This is a genomic window from Pseudomonas sp. OV226 (assembly GCF_003148705.1).
Lineage (GTDB): Bacteria > Pseudomonadota > Gammaproteobacteria > Pseudomonadales > Pseudomonadaceae > Aquipseudomonas.
In genome coordinates, this window is the sequence record NZ_QGGS01000014.1 from 21,822 (window position 1) to 44,167 (window position 22,346).

Here is a 22,346-nt window from a genome sequence, read left to right on the forward strand (position 1 = left end):
AACCTAAATTAGCGCCCGTTTCCGGGCGCCGGGATTACAGTTTCTTGGCTTTCTCGATCGCTTCTTCGATGCCGCCGACCATGTAGAACGCTTGTTCTGGCAGGTGGTCGTAGTCACCGTTGAGGATGCCTTTGAAGCCAGCAATGGTGTCTTTCAGGGAAACGTATTTGCCCGAAGAACCGGTGAAGACTTCAGCCACGAAGAACGGCTGCGACAAGAAGCGCTGGATCTTACGAGCACGGTTTACCAACTGCTTGTCTTCTTCCGACAGCTCGTCCATACCCAGGATCGCAATGATGTCCTTCAGTTCTTTGTAACGCTGCAGGACGTACTGTACACCGCGAGCAGTGTCGTAGTGATCCTGGCCGATTACGTTCGGGTCCAGCTGGCGCGAAGTCGAGTCGAGTGGATCGATTGCCGGGTAGATACCCAGGGAAGCGATGTCACGGGACAGAACGACGGTCGCGTCCAAGTGGGCGAAAGTGGTCGCTGGCGACGGGTCGGTCAAGTCATCCGCAGGTACGTATACCGCCTGGATCGAGGTGATCGAACCGTTCTTGGTCGAAGTGATACGCTCTTGCAGAGTACCCATCTCTTCGGCCAGGGTCGGCTGGTAACCTACTGCGGAAGGCATACGGCCCAGCAGTGCGGATACTTCAGTACCGGCCAGGGTGTAACGATAGATGTTGTCGACGAACAGCAGAACGTCGTTACCTTCGTCACGGAACTTCTCGGCCATGGTCAGACCGGTCAGTGCTACGCGCAGACGGTTACCCGGCGGCTCGTTCATCTGACCGTAAACCAGTGCCACTTTGTCCAGAACGTTGGAATCCTTCATCTCGTGGTAGAAGTCGTTACCCTCACGAGTACGCTCACCCACACCGGCGAACACGGAATAACCGCTGTGCTCGATGGCGATGTTACGGATCAGTTCCATCATGTTTACGGTTTTGCCTACACCGGCACCACCGAACAGACCGACTTTACCACCCTTGGTGAACGGGCAAACCAAGTCAATAGCCTTGATGCCGGTTTCCAGCAGGTCGTTGCCGCCCGCTTGTTCAGCGAAGGTTGGCGCAGGACGGTGAATGCCCCAGCGCTCTTCGGTGTCGATCGGGCCAGCTTCGTCGATCGGGTTGCCCAGTACGTCCATGATCCGGCCCAGCGTCGCTTTACCGACCGGTACGGAGATGGCGGAACCGGAGTCGATGACGTCCAGACCACGCTTCAAGCCCTCGGTGGAGCCCATCGCAATGGTACGAACCACGCCGTCGCCCAGCTGTTGCTGAACTTCCAGAGTGGTTGCGGCCGCGCTTTGTACAGTCAGCGCGTTGTAGATGCTCGGTACGCTGTCGCGTGGGAATTCCACGTCGATAACGGCGCCGATGATTTGAACGATACGTCCGCTACTCATAGCTGGATCCTCTGAATATTTGAACCGTTAAACCGCGGCAGCGCCGCCGACGATTTCCGAGATCTCTTGGGTGATCGCAGCCTGACGCGCCTTGTTGTAGATCAGCTGCAAATCGCTGATCAAATCACCGGCGTTGTCGGTAGCGTTCTTCATCGCGATCATCCGCGCAGCTTGTTCAGCCGCGTTGTTCTCGACCACCGACTGGTAGACCTGCGACTCCACGTAACGAACCATCAAGCCGTCAAGCAGCTCTTTGGCGTCCGGTTCGTAGAGATAGTCCCAGTGGTGCTTGAGTCCTTGATCCGGGGTTGCCACCAGTGGAATCAACTGCTCCACGGTAGGCGATTGCGTCATGGTGTTGATGAACTTGTTGGACACCACGGACAGGCGGTCAATACGGCCGTCCAGGTAGGCATCCAGCATCACCTTGACGCTGCCGATCAGGTCATTGATCGACGGCTCTTCACCCAGGTGGCTGATAGCTGCTACGACGTTGCCGCCGAAGTTGCGGAAGAAAGCCGCACCCTTGCTACCCACTACACACAGATCAATCTCGACGCCGTTTTCGCGGTTTACCGCCATGTCCTTGACCAGGGCCTTGAACAGGTTGGTGTTCAAACCACCACACAAACCACGGTCAGAGCTCACCACAACGTAACCGACGCGCTTTACTTCACGCTCGATCATGAACGGGTGGCGATATTCCGGGTTGGCGTTGGCCAAATGACCAATAACCTGGCGGATGCGCTCCGCGTAAGGACGGCTAGCAGCCATGCGCATTTGTGCCCTGCGCATTTTACTGACCGCCACTTTTTCCATGGCGCTGGTAATCTTTTGCGTGCTTTTGATGCTCGCAATCTTACTGCGAATCTCTTTTGCGCCTGCCATGTAACACCTATCAGGTTAGCAAGCGGGAGCCTTGCGGCTCCCGCTGCGGCTTACCAGGTTTGGGTCGCCTTAAACTTCTCGATACCGGCTTTCATGCCCGCATCGATTTCGTCGTTGAAGTCGCCCTTCACGTTGATCTTCGCCATCAAATCGGCGTGATCGCGGTTGAAGAAGGAAATCAGCGCTTGTTCAAAGCTACCGATCTTGGCGATTGCGACGTCAGTCAGGAACCCACGCTCAGCGGCATACAGCGACAGCGCCATGTCAGCAATCGACATTGGTGCGTATTGCTTCTGCTTCATCAGCTCGGTAACGCGCTGACCATGGTCAAGTTGCTTACGGGTCGCTTCGTCCAGGTCAGATGCAAACTGGGCGAATGCCGCCAGTTCACGGTACTGAGCCAGAGCGGTACGGATACCACCGGAGAGCTTCTTGATGATCTTGGTCTGAGCGGCACCACCCACACGGGATACCGAAACACCGGCGTTCACAGCGGGACGGATCCCGGAGTTGAAAATGGCCGATTCCAGGAAGATCTGACCGTCAGTGATGGAAATCACGTTGGTCGGAACGAACGCGGAAACGTCGCCAGCCTGGGTTTCGATGATCGGCAGTGCAGTCAGGGAACCGGTTTTGCCGGTCACTGCGCCGTTGGTGAACTTCTCAACGTATTCTTCCGAAACGCGGGATGCGCGCTCCAGCAGACGGGAGTGGAGATAGAACACGTCGCCTGGGTAAGCTTCACGGCCTGGTGGACGGCGCAGAAGCAGGGAAATCTGGCGATAAGCCACTGCTTGCTTGGACAGATCGTCATAAACGATCAGCGCGTCTTCACCGCGGTCGCGGAAGAATTCACCCATGGTGCAACCGGCATAAGGTGCCAGGTATTGCAGTGCTGCAGATTCCGAAGCGCTCGCTGCCACGATGATCGTGTTAGCCAGTGCGCCGTTTTCTTCCAGCTTGCGAACAATGTTAGCGATGGTCGATTGTTTCTGACCGATGGCTACATAGACGCAGAAAATGCCGCTGTCTTTCTGATTGATGATCGCGTCGATCGCCAGAGCGGTTTTACCGATCTGACGGTCACCGATGATCAGCTCACGCTGGCCACGGCCGACAGGGATCATGGCATCGACAGCCTTGTAGCCAGTCTGTACAGGCTGGTCTACCGACTTACGCCAGATCACGCCTGGAGCAACTTTCTCGACCGCGTCGGTCAAGGTGTTGTTCAGTGGACCTTTGCCATCAATCGGGTTACCCAGTGCGTCGACTACGCGACCCAGCAGTTCCTTACCAACCGGAACTTCGAGGATGCGGCCAGTGCACTTGGCGCTCATGCCTTCAGCCAGAGACTGGTATGCGCCCAATACAACGGCACCTACGGAGTCTTGCTCCAGGTTGAGAGCCATACCGAAGACGCCGCCCGGAAACTCGATCATCTCGCCGTACATTACGTCGGCCAGACCGTGAATCCGCACGATACCGTCAGATACGCTGACGACAGTGCCTTCGTTACGGGCTTGGGAGGTCACATCGAGCTTGTCGATGCGGCCCTTGATAATTTCACTTATTTCGGAAGGATTGAGTTGCTGCATTGCTCTGCTGCCCCTTCAAACTCAAGATTTCAATGCTTCGGCAAGGCTCGCGAGTTTGCCGCGAACCGAGCCATCGATAACCAGGTCGCCGGCGCGGATGACAATGCCCCCAATAAGGGATTTGTCTTCCTCGACTTGCAGGCGCACTTCCCGGTTGAGTCGTGCACTGAGAACCTTGGCGAGTTTGTCTTGCTGTTCTTGGTTCAATGCAAAAGCACTGGTCACTTCAACGTCTACCGACTTCTCTTGTTCGGCCTTGTACAGGTCAAACAGAGCGGCGATCTCCGGCAACAGCGGGAGACGGTCGTTTTCGGCAACGACGTGAATGAAGTTCTGTGCCTTGACATCAAACTTGTCGCCGCACACGTCAATAAACGTGGCGGCCTTGTCTGCGCTCGTCAGTCGCGGGGCCTTGAGCACGCGCTGCATAGTGTCGTCTTGCGACACTGCTGCAGCCAGGCCGAGCATGGCTGACCAAGAGGCCAGTTGCTGGTGGGCCTGGGCGTGCTCGAAGGCTGCCTTAGCGTAAGGTCGGGCCAACGTGGTCAATTCTGCCATGATCGCCCTCGCTTAAATTTCAGCAGCCAGTTTGTTTACCAGCTCCGCGTGCGCGTTTTGATCGATTGTGGCACCCAGGATCTTCTCGGCGCCGCCAACGGCCAGAGCACCCAATTGGGCACGCAGCGCGTCTTTGACACTGTTCAGTTCCTGCTCGATCTCGGCCTGAGCCTGAACCTTCACACGGTCAGCGTCGATACGGGCTTTTTCAACAGCCTCTTCAACGATCTGATTACCGCGTTTCTTGGCCTGCTCAATGATTTCGGCTGCCTGAGCTTTAGCTTCGCGCAGTTGTTGACCCACTTTGTCGTGGGCCAATTCCAGGTCGCGAGCTGCTCGGGCGGCAGCGTCCAGTCCATCCGCGATCTTCTTCTGACGTTCGTGCAAAGCCGCGATGACCGGAGGCCACACGAACTTCATGCAGAACAGCACAAAAATGAAGAACGCAACGGACTGGCCAATCAGGGTTGCATTAATGTTCACGCCAACACCTCGCTCGTTCGTTACACATCACACCAATTACTCGAAGGTTCGAGTAATTAGCCAGCGAGTTGACCAACGAATGGGTTCGCGAAGGTGAAGAACAGAGCGATACCAACACCGATCATGGTTACGGCGTCGAGCAGACCGGCAACGATGAACATTTTAACTTGCAGCATTGGAACCATCTCTGGCTGACGCGCTGCGCCTTCCAGGAACTTGCCACCCAACAGGCCGAAACCAATTGCGGTACCCAGTGCGCCCAGGCCGATCAACAGTGCAACAGCGATAGCGGTTAGACCAACTACAGTTTCCATCTTTCCTCCCGACTTTTACGTCGTATGGTTTAGGTTTTTTAGATTTTAAAGCGGTAAAACAAATCGTTTCATAGCCCTGTTCGGGCACCCACTCGTTTTACCGAGTGGGACATCAGACTAGTCGAAACTGGTCTTAATGGTTCTCTTCGTGCGCCATCGACAAGTAAACGATGGTCAGCATCATGAAGATAAACGCCTGCAGGGTGATGATCAGGATGTGGAACACTGCCCACGCCCACTGCAGAACAACGCCCAGGCCGCTAAGCCAGAGCAGACCGCTGCCGAACATCACAGCAATTAGAATGAAGACCAGTTCGCCGGCGTACATGTTGCCGAACAGACGCAGTGCCAAGGAGATTGGCTTGGCAACCAGTGTCACGAACTCCAGCAGGAAGTTCACCGGAATCAGCAGGGCTTGAACGAAGATGTTCTTGCTGCCGAACGGGTGCAGGGTCAGTTCGCCGACGAAGCCGCCAATGCCCTTGACCTTGATGCTGTAGAAAATGATCAGCGCGAACACCGACAGGGCCATGCCCAGCGTTGCGTTCGGGTCAGTGGTCGACACGGCGCGGAACGGAATGTGATGGTCGCCGGTGATCAGGATGGCCAGTTGAGGAATCCAGTCGACCGGGATCAGGTCGACGGCGTTCATCATGAACACCCAGACGAAGATGGTCAGTGCCAACGGTGCAATCACCGGGCTACGGCCATGGAAGCTGTCTTTCACGCTGCCATCGACGAATTCGACCAATACTTCAACGAAGTTCTGCAAAGCACCAGGCTGACCGGAAGTCGCTTTCTTTGCCGCCATGCGGAAAAGAAGAACGAAGATCAAACCCAACGCGACCGACCAGCCGAGAGTATCGACGTGGAAAGCCCAGAAGCCCATTTCCTTGGCTTCTGCTGCGGTGTGGGCAAAACCCCACCCGCCAGTTGGGTGCTGACCGAAAGTCAGGTTTTGCAAGTGGTGCTGGATATAGCCCGAAGCGGTTGTTTCTGCCATGGTTGCCTCAAACGCCCTAAGGTCTCGAAAGTCTTGTTCTCATCAGCAGGGGCGCGAACCAGCTGACCAGTTGGGTCAACACGAAGACGCCGAATACAGCTAGCGGCGCCAATGGCTTCACACCTGCAAACGTCAGCGCAAACAGCACTGCCGTCAAAATCAGTTTGCCCGCCTCACCGGCATAAAATGACCGGACGATGGCTTGAGCTGCTCGGGCGCCGGAAAACCGAAATGCCCTGTGAGCGAAATAAACATTGGGAAGCAAGGCTATCAGGCCTCCGCAAAGTCCCGAGTACCCGGCAACGACTCCACGCCATTGCCAAAGCGCCAAAGCAGCGATCAGCAGAACGACAAATTGAGCCATTAACACCGGAAAAACTGCCAGGCGATGGAACGGCAAGCGGTTTGGCGTGCGGGTTTCCATCACGTTTACTCTCCAATGGTCGGCTGCCAGAAATCAATAACTTGGCATAATTTGTGCCGACAAAATGCGCGCAGAGTATAGGGGCGGTTCGGCCCCTATTCAACTGTCAGGTAGTGATTTCCGACTGCACGCTACATGAGGAAATGTTTCAACGAATGTGTGCGAGCACACCTTGTAATTCGTCGAGGGAGTTGTAACCAATGACCAACTGCCCTTTCCCCTTCTTACCGTGGCGAATCTGCACCGCAGAGCCTAGGCGTTCAGCCAGGCGCTGCTCGAGTCGGGCTATATCCGGGTCCGGTTTTACCGGTTCGGCAGGCTCCTGTTTGCCACTCAACCACTGGCGAACCAGTGCTTCAGTTTGGCGCACAGTCAGCCCCCGTGCGACAACATGTCGCGCCCCTTCTACCTGTTGATTCTCCGGTAAACCGAGCAAAGCACGTGCGTGACCCATTTCCAGGTCGCCGTGTGACAGCATGGTTTTGATAACTTCCGGCAACGCGATCAAGCGTAGCAGGTTGGCCACAGTTACGCGGGATTTGCCCACGGCCTCGGCAACTTGCTGTTGAGTCAGCTGGAATTCCTGCTGCAAACGCTGCAACGCCACGGCTTCTTCGATCGGATTGAGGTCTTCACGCTGGATGTTCTCGATCAGCGCCATCGCAATGGCCGTTTCATCCGGAACATCGCGAACCATCGCCGGGATGGTTTCCTGGCCCGCCTGCTGGCTTGCACGCCAGCGGCGTTCACCGGCGATGATTTCGAAGCGACCGCTGCCAATCGGGCGAACCACGATCGGCTGCATCACACCTTGGGCCTTGATCGATTGCGCCAATTCTTCCAGCGCCTGCGGATCCATGTCCCGACGCGGTTGGTATTTGCCCCGCTGGATCAGGTCCAGAGGCAGATGCTGCAGCTCACGCTGATCAGCTTGTACCGCTTGTTCTTCAAGCGAGCTGACAGTCGGACCACTCAGCAGTGCATCCAGTCCACGTCCGAGACCTCGTTTCTTGACGGCCATGGGGATTCCTTAAGTTGCCTGAGCAGCGGTGGTGCGTGAGTTTTTGCGTTGACGGCGAACCATTTCGCCCGCCAGTGCCAGGTAGGCAATGGCACCCCGCGATGTCTTGTCGTAAGCCAACGCCGGCATGCCATAACTAGGCGCTTCGGCCAGGCGAATGTTGCGCGGAATCACAGTGTCGTAGAGCTGCTCGCCGAAGTGTTCCTTGAGCTGGGCAGATACGTCGTTCATCAGGCTCAGGCGCGGGTCGTACATGGTGCGCAACAGCCCTTCGACTTTCAGGTTCGGGTTCAGCAATTCGGCAATGCGCTTGATGTTATCCACAAGGTCGCTCAGACCTTCGAGCGCAAAGTACTCGCACTGCATGGGGATAATCACCCCATCGGCGGCAACCAGTGCGTTCAATGTGAGCATCGACAACGACGGCGGGCAGTCGATCAAAATGTAATCGTAGTTTTCACGGATCGGCGCCAACGCACTGCGCAGGCGGCTTTCCTTCATCTGCATTTCCAGCAGAACCACTTCGGCTGCCGTCAGGTCGCGGTTGGCCGGCAGCAGTTGGTAACCACCGTGCTCGGAATAGTGCATGGCCTGGGCCAGATCGCATTCGCCGATCAGCAGGTCGTAGACCGAGTTTTCCAGGCCGTGTTTATCCACACCGCTACCCATGGTGGCGTTGCCCTGTGGATCGAGATCGATCAGCAGCACCCGACGCTTGGTAGCGACCAGGGAAGCTGCGAGGTTGATGCAGGTGGTGGTTTTACCCACACCACCCTTTTGGTTCGCTATCGCGAATACCTTAGCCATTCTTGCTTGTGTTCCCAATCATGCCGTGCGGCGCAGTATCAGCAGATGGCGTTGGCCTTGGCAACCAGGTACGGCCAGGGCGTGTTCGCTATCGAGGTGGAAGTCTGCCGGCAATGCTACCAGCTCATCGGCCGGATGAACGCCCTTCATTGCCAGCCAGCGTGTATCGGCGTCGCCGAGGTGGCGAGTCCAGTTGCTGAAGTTTTCCATGCTGCTGAACGCCCGGGAAATGATCCCGTTGAATGGCTGGGCAGGCTGGAAGGCTTCGACGCGACTGTGGATAACTTGCAGGTTATCCAGTTTGAGTTCGAGTTTGACCTGAGTCAGGAAGCGGGTTTTCTTGCCATTGCTGTCGAGACAGGTCACTTGGGACTCTGGGAACAGGATAGCCAACGGAATGCCCGGCATGCCGCCACCGCTGCCAACGTCCAGCCAGCGACCGTTTTCGACGAACGACATCACGCTCAAACTATCAAGCAAATGACGGGAAACCATTTCGTCCGGATCGCGCACGGCGGTCAGGTTGTAAGCCTTGTTCCATTTGATCAACAGGGCCAGATAACCCAGCAGCTGGGCATGCTGGGTTTCTGTCAGCGTGACACCGAGCTGGCGAGCACCTGTGGATAACTCTTCTGCGTGTTGCGAGGTGACCAACGAACTCAAGCGCTTTGCTCCAACTGACGGCCCGCGCCGCGTTTTTTCAAATGAATCATCAACAGCGAAATCGCTGCCGGCGTCACACCCGGGATACGCGACGCCTGGCCCAAAGTCTCTGGACGGGTCGCACCGAGCTTGCTCTGGATCTCTTTGGAGAGACCGGAAATATTCGTGTAATCGATATCCACAGGCAGTTTTGTGTCTTCGCTGGCCCGCAGCCGTGCGATTTCATCCTGCTGGCGATCGATGTAACCGGCGTATTTGGTCTTGATTTCGACCTGCTCGGCGACTTGTGGATCTTCTGCGCCGCCACCGGTCACGGCGATCAGACCAGCGTAGTCGATTTCCGGACGGCTCAGCAGATTGAGCAAGTTGTATTCGTGGGTCAGCGGCGTGCCGAACTTCTCGGAAATTGCATCGCCTTGCTCGGTGCCCGGGCGAACCCAGGTACTTTTCAGGCGTTGCTCTTCCAGGTCGATGCTTTCGCGCTTCTTGCAGAACGCCGCCCAACGCGCGTCATCGACCAGACCCAATTCGCGACCTTTTTCGGTCAAGCGCAGGTCCGCGTTGTCTTCGCGCAGGATCAGGCGGTACTCGGCACGTGAAGTGAACATCCGGTACGGTTCTTGAGTACCGAGCGTAATCAGGTCGTCGACCAACACGCCGATGTACGCCTCGTCGCGTCGCGGGCACCAGGCTTCTTTGCCCTTTGCACGCAGTGCGGCGTTGGCCCCGGCCAGCAAACCCTGGGCGCCGGCTTCTTCGTAACCGGTGGTGCCGTTGATTTGACCGGCAAAAAACAGCCCGCCAATCACTTTGGTTTCCAGGCTGTATTTCAGGTCGCGCGGATCAAAGTAGTCATATTCGATGGCGTAACCCGGACGCACGATGTGGGCGTTTTCCATGCCACGGATCGATTGCACGATCTGCAACTGCACATCGAACGGCAGGGATGTGGATATCCCGTTCGGATACAGCTCGTGGGTGGTCAAGCCTTCCGGCTCGATGAAGACCTGATGGCTTTCCTTGTCGGCAAAGCGGTGAATCTTGTCTTCGATCGATGGGCAATAACGCGGGCCGATGCCCTCGATTTCGCCGGCAGCGGAATACATCGGCGAACGGTCGAGGTTCGCGGCAATGATTTCGTGTGTGCGCGCATTCGTGTGGGTAATCCAGCAGCTGACCTGCTGTGGATGCTGTTCCTTGTTGCCCATGAACGACATCACCGGGATCGGCGTATCACCCGGTTGTTCGGACATCACCGAGAAATCCACAGACCGGCCATCGATACGCGGCGGAGTACCGGTTTTCAAACGACCCACACGCAATGGCAGTTCACGCAGACGGTGAGCCAGCGCGATCGATGGCGGATCACCGGCGCGACCGCCGGAAAAATTCTGCAAACCGATGTGGATAAGTCCACCCAGGAAGGTGCCAGTGGTCAACACCACTGAATCGGCGAAGAAACGCAGGCCCATTTGGGTGACAACACCGCGTACCTGGTCCTGTTCAACGATCAGGTCGTCAGCTGCCTGCTGAAATATCCACAGGTTCGGCTGGTTTTCCAGTGCTTCGCGGACAGCGGCTTTGTAGAGAACCCGGTCTGCCTGAGCACGAGTAGCTCGCACGGCCGGGCCTTTACGGCTGTTCAACACGCGAAACTGAATACCACCCTTGTCTGTCGCCATGGCCATCGCGCCGCCGAGGGCGTCGATTTCCTTGACCAGGTGGCTTTTGCCGATCCCGCCGATGGCAGGGTTGCAACTCATTGCGCCGAGGGTTTCCACGTTATGCGTCAGCAACAGGGTTTTTGCCCCCATACGTGCTGAGGCCAGTGCTGCCTCGGTACCGGCATGACCGCCGCCGATGACGATCACTTCAAAACGGGAAGGGAAATCCACCACGCACCTCGTGCCTGCTTAAGTAGGTAATTCAGGAATAGTTTGAGCTCAGGTTTCTGGACCTGGTCGACAAGTATAGGGACTTCGCCCTCCCTAAAGAACCCTCTGCACAAAATTTAACCAGCTGTGGAGAAGTCGGGGTTATAGAAATTAAAAAGAAAGAAATTTATTAAATCTTTGTTTTTATGTTTATTTCTACTGAGGCACCTTTCTGTGGATAGATCTCTACAGGCCTTTATATTCAATATGTACAGAGATTCAAAACCCTGTGGTCATGTGCCAATGAGGCCCTTGGATAACCGGTGTAAGCCTGTGGATGAAAGAGGTGGTTATCCACAGGGGCGGTTATCTTCAGTTTTGAGGCCCTGTTATCAACTGCCCTCAGTGGCAGTTATTCACAGGGCTTAATCCACAGAAAAGGCTCGATCGAGTGAATTCGGGGCGCGGGAAAACCGCTCAAGCAGAAAGAATCTGCTCGGCACTCAGCGAAGATTGTTGAAAAGGGAGGGAACAGACAGGCACGAATAGCCTGTCTGTGGACAACGGAAGGACTATTTGCCGATGCAGAAGCTGGAAAAGATTCGTCCCAACAGGTCATCGGAGCTGAATGCACCGGTGATTTCACCAAGAGAGTGCTGTGCCTGACGCAAATCTTCGGCCAGCAACTCGCCAGCACCTGCCAGGGTCAATTGTGCGCGGCCATGCTCAAGGGACGCGCTGGCATGACGAAGTGCCTCGAGGTGACGCCTGCGGGCACTGAAGCTGCTTTCCGACGTTTGCTCGTAACCCATGCAGGCCTTGAGGTGGTCGCGCAGTAATTCCAGGCCATCACCAGCAGATTTGGCACTCAGGCTGATGGTGACGTGGCCATCTTCGCTGACTTCCAGGGCAATGGCTTCGCCCGTCAGATCCGCCTTGTTACGAATCAGCGTGACGTTGGCGGGATCGGGACGCACTTCCAGAAACTCGGGCCACAGCGCGAACGGATCAAGCGCTTCCGGTGCCGTAGCATCGACCACCAACAACACACGATCCGCTTCGCCGATGGCTTTCAACGCGCGTTCGACGCCGATTTTTTCGACCTGATCATCGGTATCTCGCAGACCAGCGGTATCGACCACGTGCAGCGGCATGCCATCAATGTGGATATGTTCACGAAGAATGTCCCGGGTTGTGCCGGCAATCTCGGTCACGATCGCGGCTTCTCGACCCGCCAGAGCATTCAACAGACTGGATTTACCGGCATTTGGCCGACCGGCAATCACCACCGTCATCCCATCTCGAAGCAAGGCGCCTTGCCCTGCTTCATGGAGCACTGTGGATAATTCATTGCGTACTTTGTCGAGCATGGCCAATACATGACCGTCAGCAAGGAAGTCGATTTCCTCCTCTGGAAAGTCGATGGCGGCCTCGACATAGATGCGCAGGCCTATCAGTTGCTCGGTGAGGTTATGCACACGCTGGGAAAATGCGCCTTGCAAGGATCGAAGGGCGTTTCGCGCTGCTTGTGCAGAACTCGCCTCGATCAAGTCGGCGATGGCTTCAGCCTGAGCCAGGTCGAGTTTGTCATTGAGGAACGCGCGCTCGCTGAATTCACCGGGACGAGCGAGACGACAGCCCAATTCCAGGCAACGCTTGAGCAACATATCGAGAACAATCGGCCCGCCATGGCCCTGCAGTTCCAGCACGTCTTCGCCGGTGAAGGAGTTCGGTCCCGGGAAATACAGCGCAATGCCTTCGTCCAGCACCTCTTCGTTTGCACTGAGGAACGGGCCGTAATGGGCAAACCGGGGTTTCAATTCCCGACCGCTGATGGCCTTGGCCGCAAGGCTCGCCAACGGTCCGGAAATACGGACGATGCCCACGCCACCGCGACCTTGAGCGGTGGCGACGGCTGCGATGGTTTCACGAGGAACGCTCATAAACCGGTATCCAGACAAAAGTGACAGATAGCAAAACGCCCCACTAGGGGGCGTTTTGAGTGGTTATCCACAGTGTAAATCAAGCGGCTGCTTTGGTAGCCCGTTCGATTTTACGAGTGATGTACCACTGTTGAGTGATGGACAGGCAGTTGTTCACTACCCAGTACAGCACCAGACCAGCCGGGAACCACAGGAAGAAGAAGGTGAAGATGATTGGCATCAGCTTCATCACCTTGGCCTGCATCGGATCCGGAGGTGTTGGGTTCAACTGCTGCTGGATAAACATGGTTGCACCCATGATGATCGGCAGAATGAAGAACGGGTCCTTGATCGACAGGTCAGTAATCCACAGCATGAACGGCGCTTGGCGCATTTCAACGCTTTCCAGCAGAACCCAGTACAGCGAAAGGAAAACCGGCATCTGCACGAGGATTGGCAAGCAACCACCCAGCGGATTGATCTTCTCTTTCTTGTACAGCTCCATCATGGCTTGCGACATTTTCTGCCGGTCATCGCCATGTTGCTCTTTCAGCGCAGCCAGTTTCGGTGCCACTGCACGCATGCGCGCCATGGATTTGTAGCTGGCGGCCGACAGAGGGAAGAACAAACCCTTGATCAGCATGGTCAGGAAAATGATCGACCAGCCCCAGTTACCGACAATGGCGTGGATATGTTGCAGCAGCCAGAAGATAGGCTGGGCAATGAACCACAGAATGCCGTAGTCGACGGTCAGTTCCAGACCTGGGGACAACTCTTTCAGCACAGCCTGGCTTTTCGGGCCGGCGTACAGAACAGCGCTGACTTCAGCTTTCGCACCTGGCGCAACAGTCATTGCCGGGGCGGTATAGCCGATGATGTAGTTGCCTTTGCTGTCTTTACGGGTCTGGACGACATTGTTTTCGCCCTTCGCCGGAATCCACGCGGTCACGAAGTAGTGTTGCAACCAGGCAACCCAACCACCGTTGACGGTTTCTTTCAGCTGAGCCTTGTCCATGTCCTTCATCGACACTTTCTTGTACGGCTCGTTACTTGTCCACAGGGCGGCGCCCAGGTAAGTCGCGGTGCCGGTGGCAGTGCTGGAAGAAGGATCGGAGCTGGCGTCACGCTTCAGTTGGGCGAACATCGCACCCGACCAAGGCTTGGCGCTTTCGTTGTCGATCAAGTAGGAGACGGTTACGTCATACAGGCCACGTTTCAGGGTGAAACGCTTGATGTAGTTGACGCCATCCTTGCTGAACTTCAGGTCTACGACCAATTGGTCCTGACCGTCAGCCAGTTGATAAACCTTCTTCTCCGAGGAATAAACCGGACGACCGGCAGGACTTGCGTCCGGCCCATCAGTGCCAATCAAACCGCTTTGAGCCAGATAAGTCCGCTCATTGCCGTTATCGAACAACTGGAACGGAATTTCCGGATGGTCCTGGCGACGTGGATACAGTGGCAGCGTCAGCTGGGCAACATCACCACCTTGTGGATCGATAGCCAGGTTGAGCACATCCGTTTTGATCTGGATGAGGTCTTTGCTTGCAGCTACTGGTGTTTCAGCAGGTGCAGTGGCACTGGTATCGCTTGCAGCGCGTGGAATGTCGTCACTGACAGAAGCATTATTGCCAGTAGCCGTATCCGGTAGGCCCGGTGCGGTCGTACTGGAAGCAACATTCTGAGTCGGCAGGGCAGCCTGGCCATAGTCCTGGTTCCATTTAAGAACCATAACGTAGGACACGATTGCCAGGGCGACGATCAGGATCGTGCGTTTGATATCCATGATTACTCGGCCATCGAAGAAGAACGGGAGGTAGGGATAGGTGGAACCGGGTCATAACCACCGGGATTCCACGGATGACAGCGACCTAAACGACGAAAGGCCAGCCAGCCACCGCGCAGAAGACCATGATTTTCTATGGCCTCTAACGCGTAGCAGGAACAACTGGGGTAGAAGCGACAGTGGTTGGCCATCAGGGGACTAATGGCATAGCGATAAAACTGGATCGGAACGAGTGCCAGTTTACGCATCGGGACTGTCTACCCCTACAGTTTCGGTTTTGACTGCTGGTACTGGCGTGCTGCGTGCCAGACGCTTCCAGAGTTTGCCGAAATGCTGAATCAATTCGGGGTTTTCTACATCACCCAAACCTTTGCGCGCGACGATAACGATGTCCCAGCCGACCAGTGAATCCTGGTGCAGACGGAACGATTCGCGCATCAGACGTTTGAGGCGATTGCGCTCAACGGAGAGCTTTACGCTCTTTTTCCCGATAACCAACCCGAGACGGGGGTGATCAAGATCGTTGTTGCGCGCAAGGAGCAGGAGATTTTTCCCCGGAACCTTGCCGGTAGGGGAGTCAAAGACTGCCTTGAAATGCCGGGGAGTAAGCAGACGCTTTTCCCGACTGAAGTCCTGACTCACCTCCAGTGCCGGCTTATCAAACTGCCAGACGCGCACGACCTTTGGCGCGACGACGCGACAGAACGGCACGGCCGTTCTTGGTAGCCATGCGAGCACGGAAACCGTGGGTACGAGCGCGTTTGATAGTGCTTGGTTGGAAAGTACGTTTCATTGTCGTGTTACCTGGTTCGTCCACAACGGGCCGGAATGGCCCCCGTTTTAAGAGACCGGGGATTCTAGAGAAAGCAAGCCTCTAGGTCAATTTCCAACCAGCGTTTCCTTATAAATAGATCTCCAGGCGTTTTGTTCACCGATGGTCATTCGCTAGATATAAGAATAAAGAAGGGAATTATTTAAAGCTTTTCTGTAAAGCTTATAAAAGCTAGGGTGGCGATCATCTGTGGATAACTAGCTTTAAGCCTTCTAATCCGTGATGTACAGAGAATGACAACTACGGTGGAAAACGGTGGTAAGCCTGTGCTGCGCTGTCGGATAAGCTGTGTGTGAAAGGGCTTGTTATCCACAGGCTTGTTATCCACCGAGTTTCGCCCCCACTTGTCCAATGCCCTCAGGACCGGTTATCCACAGAGCTTATGCACAGACCATTGGTCTGCTTTTTGTCGGTTAAGGCGTTGATAATTCATGCCCTGTGCGCAACCTGCATGTGGATAAGTGGGCGTCTGGTCGTTACAATGGCGGCTTGTTTTTGCCTCACCGGCTTTCAACTTAGGGGATATCCGTGTCAGTGGAACTTTGGCAGCAGTGCGTGGAGCTTTTGCGCGAAGAGCTGCCTGCCCAACAATTCAACACTTGGATCCGTCCACTACAGGTCGAAGCCGAAGGCGACGAGTTGCGTGTCTACGCACCGAATCGTTTTGTTCTCGACTGGGTCAACGAAAAGTACCTGGGCCGCGTCCTTGAACTGCTGGATGAGCATGGCAACGGGATGGCGCCGGCACTGTCCTTATTAATAGGCAGTAAACGCAGTTCAGCACCACGCGCAGCACCCAATGCTCCGCTGGCTGCTGCAGCGTCCCAGGCTCAGGCTGCTCAAGCGCCGATTAGCGCACCGGCACCCGCTCCGACAGCTGCACCGACCAAGCGGGCTACCCAAAAGGTTGCCGAGGTCAGTGAAGAGCCGTCCCGCGACAGTTTCGACCCGATGGCCGGCGCCAGTTCTCAACAGGCTCCGGTTCGTGCCGAACAGCGTACTGTTCAGGTTGAAGGCGCGCTCAAGCACACCAGTTACCTGAACCGCACCTTCACCTTCGAAAATTTCGTCGAAGGCAAGTCCAACCAACTAGCCAGGGCTGCGGCCTGGCAGGTGGCGGACAATCCAAAGCATGGCTATAACCCGCTCTTCCTTTATGGCGGCGTCGGCTTGGGTAAAACCCACTTGATGCACGCTGTGGGTAACCACCTGCTAAAGAAGAATCCGAATGCCAAGGTCGTGTACCTGCATTCGGAGCGTTTCGTGGCCGACATGGTCAAGGCGTTGCAACTGAATGCCATCAACGAATTCAAGCGGTTCTACCGTTCAGTGGATGCGTTGTTGATCGATGACATTCAGTTCTTTGCCCGCAAGGAGCGTTCCCAGGAAGAGTTTTTCCACACCTTCAACGCCCTGCTTGAAGGTGGTCAGCAGGTCATTCTCACCAGTGACCGCTACCCGAAAGAAATCGAAGGCCTTGAAGAACGCCTCAAATCCCGCTTCGGCTGGGGCCTGACGGTTGCCGTCGAGCCGCCGGAGCTGGAAACCCGTGTGGCGATCTTGATGAAAAAGGCCGATCAGGCCAAAGTTGATCTGCCACATGACGCGGCGTTCTTCATTGCCCAGCGTATTCGCTCCAACGTCCGTGAGCTGGAAGGCGCGCTGAAACGCGTGATCGCCCACTCGCACTTCATGGGCCGCGACATCACCATCGAGCTGATTCGCGAATCCCTGAAAGACTTGTTGGCGCTGCAAGACAAACTGGTCTCTGTGGATAACATTCAGCGCACGGTCGCCGAGTACTACAAGATCAAGATCTCCGACCTGCTGTCCAAGCGTCGTTCACGTTCGGTCGCACGTCCGCGTCAGGTTGCAATGGCATTGTCCAAAGAGTTGACTAACCACAGCCTGCCGGAAATCGGCGATGTGTTTGGCGGCCGCGACCACACGACGGTTTTGCACGCCTGCCGCAAGATCAACGAGCTTAAGGAATCCGACGCGGACATCCGCGAGGACTACAAGAACCTGCTGCGTACACTGACCACATGATGAACACCAGCGCAGCTTATTAAGGCAAGGGACTAGACCATGCATTTCACCATTCAACGCGAAGCCCTGTTGAAACCCCTGCAACTGGTCGCAGGCGTCGTCGAACGCCGACAGACCTTGCCGGTGCTCTCCAACGTGCTGCTGGTTGTCGAAGGCCAGCAACTGTCGCTGACCGGTACCGACCTGGAAGTCGAGCTGGTTGGTCGTGTGCAACTCGAAGAGCCGGCAGACCCAGGCTCCATCACCGTGCCGGCGCGCAAGCTGATGGACATCTGCAAGAGCCTGCCGAATGACGCGCTGATCGACATCAAGGTCGACGAGCAGAAGCTGGTGGTGAAAGCTGGCCGTAGCCGCTTCACCCTGTCGACGCTACCCGCCAACGATTTCCCTACAGTGGAAGAAGGCCCGGGCTCGCTGACGTGCAGCCTGGAGCAAAGCAAACTGCGTCGCCTGATCGAACGCACCAGCTTCGCCATGGCTCAGCAGGACGTTCGTTACTACCTGAACGGCATGCTGCTGGAAGTGTCGGCCGGCATCATCCGCGCCGTTGCCACCGACGGTCACCGTCTGGCCATGTGCTCGATGCAGGCCGACATCGGTCAACCCGATCGCCATCAGGTCATCGTCCCACGCAAAGGTATCCTTGAACTGGCGCGCCTGCTGACCGAGCCGGACGGCATCGTCAGCATCGTCCTGGGTCAGCACCATATCCGTGCAACTACCGGCGAATTCACGTTCACCTCGAAACTGGTTGACGGCAAATTCCCGGATTACGAGCGCGTTCTGCCTAAAGGTGGCGACAAACTTGTACTGGGCGACCGTCAAGCGCTGCGTGAAGCCTTCAGCCGTACCGCGATTCTGTCCAACGAGAAGTACCGTGGTATCCGTCTGCAACTGGCCAACGGTCAGCTGAAAATCCAGGCGAACAACCCGGAGCAAGAAGAAGCGGAAGAAGAAGTGGGTGTTGAATACAACGGCGGCAATCTGGAAATCGGCTTCAACGTGAGCTACCTGCTCGACGTGCTGGGTGTTATGACCACTGAACAAGTTCGCCTGATCCTGTCCGACTCCAACAGCAGCGCGTTGGTGCAAGAGTCCGACAACGACGACTCGGCTTACGTTGTCATGCCGATGCGCCTGTAATCATGTTCAGCAGAAGCTAGATGTCGCTCAGTCGCGTCTCGGTCACCGCGGTGCGCAATTTGCACCCGGTGACCTTCTCTCCCTCCCCCCGAATCAACATTCTTTACGGCGCCAACGGCAGCGGCAAAACCAGTGTTCTGGAAGCCATTCACCTGCTGGGGCTTGCCCGTTCGTTCCGTAGCACCCGTCTGTTGCCGGTCATTCAGTACGAACAATTAGCCTGTACGGTATTTGGTCAGATCGAATTGGCTGAGGGGGGGAACAGCGCGTTGGGCATATCGCGTGACCGTCAGGGTGAATTTCAGATCCGCATCGACGGTCAGAATGCGCGCAGTGCGGCGCAGCTGGCGGAAATCATGCCGTTGCAGCTGATCAACCCTGACAGCTTTCGTTTGCTTGAAGGCGCACCGAAGATTCGCCGACAGTTTCTCGACTGGGGTGTGTTCCATGTGGAACCACGATTCATGTCCACTTGGCAGCGCTTGCAGAAGGCCCTGCGCCAGAGAAACTCTTGGCTGCGACATGGTACACTTGACGCCGTTTCGCAAGCGGTTTGGGACAGGGAACTGTGCCAGGCCAGCGCTGAAATCGATGAATACCGCCGCGCTTATATCAAAGTCTTGAAACCAGTCTTTGAACAAACCTTGAGCGAACTGGTTGAGCTTGAAGGCTTGACCCTCAGCTATTACCGAGGCTGGGACAAAGACCGCGAACTGAGTGCAGTACTCGCTGGATCCCTGCAACGGGATCAGCAAATGGGTCACACCCAGGCCGGACCACAACGCGCTGATTTGCGTCTAAGACTGGGCGCACATAATGCCGCGGACATCTTGTCCCGGGGTCAGCAGAAGTTGGTGGTCTGCGCATTGCGGATAGCCCAAGGGCACTTGGTTAGCCAAGCTCGACGCGGCCAGTGTATTTATCTGGTGGATGACCTGCCGTCCGAACTGGACGAGCACCACCGACGCGCGCTGTGCCGCTTGCTGGAAGACTTACGCTGCCAGGTCTTTATCACCTGTGTAGATCATGAATTATTGAGGGAAGGCTGGCAGACGGAAACGCCAGTCGCTCTGTTCCACGTGGAACAGGGCCGTATCACCCAGACCCACGACCATCGGGAGTGAAGGCATTGAGCGAAGAAAATACGTACGACTCAACGAGCATTAAAGTGCTGAAAGGCCTGGATGCCGTACGCAAACGTCCCGGTATGTACATTGGTGACACCGACGATGGCAGCGGTCTGCACCACATGGTGTTCGAAGTGGTCGATAACTCGATCGACGAAGCTCTCGCCGGCCACTGCGACGACATCAGCATCATCATTCACCCGGATGAGTCCATCACCGTTCGTGACAACGGCCGTGGCATCCCGGTAGACGTGCACAAAGAAGAAGGCGTTTCGGCAGCCGAGGTCATCATGACCGTGCTGCACGCCGGCGGTAAGTTCGATGACAACTCCTACAAAGTATCCGGCGGTCTGCACGGTGTAGGTGTGTCGGTGGTGAACGCCCTGTCCAAAGAACTGGTCCTGACCGTTCGCCGCAGTGGCAAGATCTGGGAACAGACTTACATCCATGGTGTTCCGAAAGAGCCGATGAAGATCGTTGGCGAAAGCGAATCCACTGGTACCCAGATTCACTTCAAGCCTTCAGAAGACACCTTCAAGAACATCCACTTCAGCTGGGACATCCTGGCCAAGCGGATTCGTGAACTGTCCTTCCTCAACTCCGGTGTCGGCATCGTCCTCAAGGATGAGCGCAGCGGCAAGGAAGAGCTGTTCAAGTACGAAGGCGGCCTGCGTGCATTCGTTGAATACCTGAACACCAACAAGACTGCGGTCAACCAGGTGTTCCACTTCAACATCCAGCGTGAAGACGGCATTGGCGTGGAAATCGCCCTGCAGTGGAACGACAGCTTCAACGAGAACCTGTTGTGCTTCACCAACAACATTCCACAGCGCGATGGCGGTACTCACTTGGTGGGTTTCCGTTCCGCACTGACGCGTAACCTGAACACCTACATCGAAGCTGAAGGTCTGGCGAAGAAGCATAAAGTCGCGACCACCGGTGACGACGCCCGTGAAGGCCTGACCGCGATCATTTCGGTGAAAGTACCGGATCCGAAGTTCAGCTCCCAGACCAAAGACAAGCTGGTTTCTTCCGAAGTGAAGACCGCCGTCGAACAGGAAATGGGCAAGTACTTCTCCGACTTCCTGCTGGAAAACCCGAACGAAGCCAAACTGGTCGTCGGCAAGATGATCGACGCGGCGCGTGCTCGTGAAGCGGCGCGTAAAGCCCGTGAAATGACCCGCCGCAAAGGCGCGCTGGATATCGCCGGCCTGCCGGGCAAACTGGCTGACTGCCAGGAAAAAGACCCTGCCCTTTCCGAACTGTACCTCGTGGAAGGTGACTCTGCTGGCGGCTCCGCCAAGCAGGGGCGTAACCGTCGCACCCAGGCCATCCTGCCGCTCAAGGGCAAGATCCTGAACGTCGAGAAGGCGCGCTTCGACAAGATGATCTCTTCGCAAGAAGTGGGCACCTTGATCACCGCGCTGGGCTGCGGCATCGGCCGCGACGAGTACAACATCGACAAGCTGCGCTACCACAACATCATCATCATGACCGATGCTGACGTCGACGGTTCGCACATCCGTACCCTGCTGCTGACCTTCTTCTTCCGTCAGTTGCCAGAGCTGATCGAACGCGGCTACATCTACATCGCTCAGCCACCGCTGTACAAGGTCAAGAAAGGCAAGCAAGAGCAATACATCAAAGACGACGACGCCATGGAAGAGTACATGACGCAGTCGGCCCTTGAAGATGCGAGCCTGCACCTGAACGAAGAAGCCCCAGGTATCTCCGGCGAGGCGCTTGAGCGTCTGGTGAATGACTTCCGTCTGGTGATGAAGACCCTCAAGCGTCTGTCGCGCCTGTACCCACAGGAGCTGACCGAGCACTTCATCTACCTGCCTGCGGTGAGCATGGAGCAACTGTCCGATCACGCAGCGATGCAGGATTGGCTGGCTCAGTACGAAGTTCGCCTGCGTACCGTCGAGAAGTCCGGCCTGGTTTACAAAGCCAGCCTGCGTGAAGACCGCGAACGTAACGTCTGGCTGCCAGAGGTCGAACTGATCTCCCACGGCCTGTCGAACTACGTCACCTTCAACCGCGACTTCTTCGGCAGCAACGATTACAGGACTGTCGTTTCCCTGGGCGCGCAACTGAGCACCCTGTTGGACGACGGTGCGTACATCCAGCGTGGCGAGCGTAAGAAGCCGGTGACCGAGTTCAAGGAAGCCCTTGAATGGCTGATGGCTGAAAGCACCAAGCGTCACACCATCCAGCGATACAAAGGTCTGGGCGAAATGAACCCGGATCAGCTGTGGGAAACCACCATGGACCCAAGCCAGCGCCGGATGCTCAAAGTGACCATCGAAGACGCCATCGGCGCAGACCAGATCTTCAACACCCTGATGGGTGATGCGGTCGAACCTCGCCGTGACTTCATCGAAAGCAACGCCTTGGCGGTTTCCAACCTGGATTTCTGATCCAGCGAACCTGCCAAACCAAA

The 22,346-nt window shown here is 56.2% G+C and carries 21 protein-coding genes; 4 read left to right on the plus strand and 17 right to left on the minus strand.

Going from position 1 to position 22,346, the window contains the following annotated elements:
* Positions 1-34: 34 nt before the first annotated feature.
* The 17 genes from atpD to rpmH all read right to left on the minus strand — a co-directional run bounded on the left by atpD (position 35) and on the right by rpmH (position 15,545).
* Positions 35-1,414 carry a F0F1 ATP synthase subunit beta gene (gene atpD / locus C7534_RS20525; RefSeq protein ID WP_007948086.1) on the minus strand — a complete coding sequence of 460 codons (1,380 nt, stop codon included), beginning with the start codon at positions 1,412-1,414 and terminating at the stop codon, positions 35-37.
* A 27-nt stretch (positions 1,415-1,441) separates the two neighbouring features.
* Positions 1,442-2,302: a F0F1 ATP synthase subunit gamma gene (gene atpG, locus C7534_RS20530; RefSeq protein WP_046030892.1), complete on the minus strand. Its 861-nt coding sequence runs from the start codon at positions 2,300-2,302 to the stop codon at positions 1,442-1,444.
* A 50-nt stretch (positions 2,303-2,352) separates the two neighbouring features.
* Positions 2,353-3,897: a F0F1 ATP synthase subunit alpha gene (gene atpA, locus C7534_RS20535; protein WP_109786861.1), complete on the minus strand. Its 1,545-nt coding sequence runs from the start codon at positions 3,895-3,897 to the stop codon at positions 2,353-2,355.
* A gap of 21 nt (positions 3,898-3,918) precedes the next feature.
* Positions 3,919-4,455 (minus strand): F0F1 ATP synthase subunit delta, encoded by a 537-nt coding sequence (locus C7534_RS20540; protein ID WP_109786862.1) that lies wholly within the window; start codon positions 4,453-4,455, stop codon positions 3,919-3,921.
* A gap of 12 nt (positions 4,456-4,467) precedes the next feature.
* Entirely contained in the window at positions 4,468-4,938 is a 471-nt protein-coding gene (locus C7534_RS20545) for a F0F1 ATP synthase subunit B (RefSeq protein ID WP_046030898.1), read from the minus strand.
* A gap of 56 nt (positions 4,939-4,994) precedes the next feature.
* Positions 4,995-5,252 carry a F0F1 ATP synthase subunit C gene (atpE, locus tag C7534_RS20550; protein ID WP_002555987.1) on the minus strand — a complete coding sequence of 86 codons (258 nt, stop codon included), beginning with the start codon at positions 5,250-5,252 and terminating at the stop codon, positions 4,995-4,997.
* A gap of 133 nt (positions 5,253-5,385) precedes the next feature.
* Positions 5,386-6,255 carry a F0F1 ATP synthase subunit A gene (atpB, locus tag C7534_RS20555; RefSeq protein WP_046030903.1) on the minus strand — a complete coding sequence of 290 codons (870 nt, stop codon included), beginning with the start codon at positions 6,253-6,255 and terminating at the stop codon, positions 5,386-5,388.
* Positions 6,256-6,271: 16 nt separating this feature from the next.
* Positions 6,272-6,679 carry a F0F1 ATP synthase subunit I gene (locus tag C7534_RS20560; protein ID WP_095110158.1) on the minus strand — a complete coding sequence of 136 codons (408 nt, stop codon included), beginning with the start codon at positions 6,677-6,679 and terminating at the stop codon, positions 6,272-6,274.
* A 148-nt stretch (positions 6,680-6,827) separates the two neighbouring features.
* Entirely contained in the window at positions 6,828-7,700 is an 873-nt protein-coding gene (locus C7534_RS20565) for a ParB/RepB/Spo0J family partition protein (RefSeq protein WP_008027541.1), read from the minus strand.
* Positions 7,701-7,709: 9 nt separating this feature from the next.
* On the minus strand, positions 7,710-8,507 hold the full coding sequence (locus tag C7534_RS20570; protein ID WP_109786863.1) for a ParA family protein: 798 nt from the start codon (positions 8,505-8,507) through the stop codon (positions 7,710-7,712).
* An 18-nt stretch (positions 8,508-8,525) separates the two neighbouring features.
* Positions 8,526-9,170: a 16S rRNA (guanine(527)-N(7))-methyltransferase RsmG gene (gene rsmG, locus C7534_RS20575; protein WP_046030911.1), complete on the minus strand. Its 645-nt coding sequence runs from the start codon at positions 9,168-9,170 to the stop codon at positions 8,526-8,528.
* Positions 9,167-11,065 (minus strand): tRNA uridine-5-carboxymethylaminomethyl(34) synthesis enzyme MnmG, encoded by a 1,899-nt coding sequence (mnmG, locus tag C7534_RS20580; protein ID WP_109786864.1) that lies wholly within the window; start codon positions 11,063-11,065, stop codon positions 9,167-9,169. Before mnmG ends, rsmG begins: the two co-directional genes overlap by 4 nt.
* 551 nt (positions 11,066-11,616) lie before the next feature.
* Positions 11,617-12,987 carry a tRNA uridine-5-carboxymethylaminomethyl(34) synthesis GTPase MnmE gene (gene mnmE / locus C7534_RS20590; protein WP_109786865.1) on the minus strand — a complete coding sequence of 457 codons (1,371 nt, stop codon included), beginning with the start codon at positions 12,985-12,987 and terminating at the stop codon, positions 11,617-11,619.
* A gap of 79 nt (positions 12,988-13,066) precedes the next feature.
* Positions 13,067-14,752 (minus strand): membrane protein insertase YidC, encoded by a 1,686-nt coding sequence (gene yidC / locus C7534_RS20595; RefSeq protein WP_109786866.1) that lies wholly within the window; start codon positions 14,750-14,752, stop codon positions 13,067-13,069.
* Positions 14,753-14,754: 2 nt separating this feature from the next.
* Positions 14,755-15,000 carry a membrane protein insertion efficiency factor YidD gene (yidD, locus tag C7534_RS20600; protein WP_077430980.1) on the minus strand — a complete coding sequence of 82 codons (246 nt, stop codon included), beginning with the start codon at positions 14,998-15,000 and terminating at the stop codon, positions 14,755-14,757.
* On the minus strand, positions 14,993-15,394 hold the full coding sequence (gene rnpA, locus C7534_RS20605) for a ribonuclease P protein component (protein WP_027926203.1): 402 nt from the start codon (positions 15,392-15,394) through the stop codon (positions 14,993-14,995). The genes yidD and rnpA overlap by 8 nt, the downstream gene beginning before the upstream one ends.
* A gap of 16 nt (positions 15,395-15,410) precedes the next feature.
* On the minus strand, positions 15,411-15,545 hold the full coding sequence (gene rpmH, locus C7534_RS20610; RefSeq protein WP_003213577.1) for a 50S ribosomal protein L34: 135 nt from the start codon (positions 15,543-15,545) through the stop codon (positions 15,411-15,413).
* Between the two features lie 567 nt (positions 15,546-16,112).
* On the opposite strand from rpmH, the gene dnaA reads away from it, so the two are divergent.
* Genes dnaA through gyrB form a run of 4 tightly spaced genes read left to right on the plus strand, consistent with a single transcriptional unit; the run spans position 16,113 to position 22,323 of the window.
* The gene (dnaA, locus tag C7534_RS20615; RefSeq protein WP_046030917.1) at positions 16,113-17,633 is read left to right on the plus strand and encodes a chromosomal replication initiator protein DnaA; all 1,521 of its coding nucleotides are present in this window, start codon (positions 16,113-16,115) and stop codon (positions 17,631-17,633) included.
* Between the two features lie 39 nt (positions 17,634-17,672).
* The gene (gene dnaN, locus C7534_RS20620; RefSeq protein ID WP_017341709.1) at positions 17,673-18,776 is read left to right on the plus strand and encodes a DNA polymerase III subunit beta; all 1,104 of its coding nucleotides are present in this window, start codon (positions 17,673-17,675) and stop codon (positions 18,774-18,776) included.
* 20 nt (positions 18,777-18,796) lie between these two features.
* Positions 18,797-19,900, plus strand: coding sequence for a DNA replication/repair protein RecF (gene recF, locus C7534_RS20625; RefSeq protein WP_109786867.1), 1,104 nt, complete (start codon positions 18,797-18,799; stop codon positions 19,898-19,900).
* Between the two features lie 5 nt (positions 19,901-19,905).
* A complete protein-coding gene (gyrB, locus tag C7534_RS20630; protein WP_109786917.1) occupies positions 19,906-22,323 on the plus strand; it encodes a DNA topoisomerase (ATP-hydrolyzing) subunit B in 2,418 nt (805 codons plus the stop codon).
* Positions 22,324-22,346 lie beyond the last annotated feature (23 nt).